The following is a 1,329-nucleotide window of genomic DNA, read 5'->3' as shown; positions in this document are numbered from 1 at the left end:
GGCCCGGTTACGATGTGATCGCGCAGCCATTCGACCGGCCAGCGCAACGCGTTTCGGTAAAGTCGCGGACATTCAAGCGCGGTGCCGCCTATGTCGGCTACAACGACTACGACCAATTCGATTGGCTGGCGATTGTTCTGCTGCCATCCGAGGGGTTCAAGGCTCGCGCAATCTACCTCGTTCCACGGCCCGTAGCCGAGGGATTGGCGCGACGTGACAAGGCAACCAGCAAGACCGCTGCGGAACGATACTTTCGTGACTTTCGTGTCGATCAAGTCCCCGCGTTGTTTGCGGAGTGGGATGCCAATTTCGAATTGGCAGCGACCCCAGTGGTTGCTCCCTTACTGAACGATCTCAAGTAACGCGGCGTCGATCTCACGAATGACGATGCGGCGGCGCAGGTTCTATGATCGGGCGATGGCGTAGCGCGGCGCGTCGGCCGGGGCACAGTCTTTGCAGAATTCGGACTCGGCGCCTTAGTGGTGGTCGAATCCGTGTTCCCGTCGCTTGCGATGGTTGTGGAAGACCGCTCGACATGGTGCTGCTCGACGGAGCCCTCCGATTTCATAACAGGCAGGCCGTTGAGCGGTTCCTATAGGATTCTGGACTTTCCGTTTGTTTTGGGCGCATTCTTGCGCCGGGGAGAAGGGGCTTGGACAAATCCCGCTACGATGATTGGTCGGGGCCGTGGCGCAAACGTATGGCGCAGGACGCCCGCTCGCACGACGCTGGGCCAGCGTGCCGATGCGGCTGGTCTTCGTGACGGTGGCTGCGACTTCCGCTTTGGTGACGCAGTTTGTCGTGCACAACAGCGGGTCGCTGCCGGAAATCAATCTGCAGAACCTGATCACGCCGCGACCGGTAGCAATTGCTGGGGTCGCATCTGTCATCGACGGCGACACGATCGAGATCCATGGCCAGCGCATCCGGTTCAATGGCATCGATGCACCGGAGTCAGCACAGCAGTGCGACGACGCGAAGGGCTTTCGGTATCAATGTGGCGCCAGGTCCGCCACCGCTCTCGATGCCTTTCTCGCCGCCTCGCGACCGACCCAGTGCACGTTTGTGTCATGGGATCGCTACGGTCGCTATGTCGGCAATTGCAGGCGGGCCGATGGTGCCAACGTCGCCGCTTGGAATGGACGGCCAAGCTCTTGATTGGCCAAAATACAGCCAAGGAGCCTACGCCATGCTGCAGGAGAAGGCCAAGGCGGCAAAAGTCGGCATCTGGGCAGGAACGTTTGAAGCGCCTTGGGATTGGCGTGCCAAGCATCGCGCTGACAACGAACCGCCATCGACGATCGCTCCCCTGCTCGCAGCGTCGCCCAG

1 protein-coding gene and 1 pseudogene are annotated in these 1,329 nt (G+C 60.9%); both read left to right on the top strand.

Features of this window, described 5'->3' with window-relative positions; all coding sequences use genetic code 11:
- A pseudogene (locus tag AC04SF_RS37335) lies at positions 1-362 on the top strand (hypothetical protein); the annotation flags it as partial.
- Between the two features lie 382 nt (positions 363-744).
- Positions 745-1,158 (top strand): thermonuclease family protein, encoded by a 414-nt coding sequence (locus tag AC04SF_RS37330; RefSeq protein WP_488481870.1) that lies wholly within the window; start codon positions 745-747, stop codon positions 1,156-1,158.
- The last annotated feature ends 171 nt before the right edge of the window (positions 1,159-1,329 follow it).

The organism is Mesorhizobium sp. CNPSo 4671 (genome assembly GCF_057784245.1).
This window is presented reverse-complemented; position numbering and strand designations above follow the sequence as displayed.

Coding starts and splice junctions, on each gene's coding strand:
- AC04SF_RS37330 (WP_488481870.1), top strand. CDS start 745: ATGCGGCTGGTCTTCGTGACGGTGGCTGCGACTTCCGCTTTGGTGACG.